Genomic DNA, 639 nt, shown 5'->3' with positions numbered 1-639 from the left:
GATGCTGTTTCAGAAGATGTCTATCGGCAAATGGCAGCTGAACGTGAAGCTGCTGCGGAAAATATTCGAGCTCGTGGTCAGCAGGAACGAGATCGTATTGTGGCAGAAGCTAATCGTGAATATGAAGAAATCGTAGCAGCTGCAAAACGTGATGCTGAAATTACCCGTGGTGAAGGTCAAGCTGAAAGTATTCGTCTTTTATTGAATGCGCGGGAGGCTAATCCGTCTTTTTACGATTTTTGGTTGGCGATGGAACAATACAAGAATTTAGAGAAAACACCGATGGTGATTTCTCCAAATGAGGATTTCTTTTTCTATTTTCGTAATCCACCGCAGGCAAATAAAGCATTCTTACCGACAATGAATACTGGACTTAGTAAAACTGATTCAAAATCAGGAGAGAATAGATAAAATAACGGATTGCAGATCCGAGATTTTGCATGAAAAGAATAATCTGTGAGCATTTTCTTTTATGATAAAAGTGGTAGAGAGTATCGAGCCGTGCGGGTTTTACATAGATAAATTTAGTAGGGCTCTTTACGGCTTTGGTTAAAGGCATATCATGGATAGAAGTGTCGTGAGTAAAAGTACGTTTTTGAAGTTTTTTATCACAAGAGTTGTTTTTTGTGTGACTTTGTT

General features: G+C 39.0%; 1 pseudogene. It reads left to right on the top strand.

Annotated features, from left to right (window positions below):
- A pseudogene (locus ACFIO3_RS14940) lies at positions 1–411 on the top strand (protease modulator HflC); the annotation flags it as partial.
- Positions 412–639: the final 228 nt, after the last annotated feature.

The sequence above is a fragment of the Bartonella sp. AD328YNZD genome (genome assembly GCF_042196425.1).
This window is presented reverse-complemented; position numbering and strand designations above follow the sequence as displayed.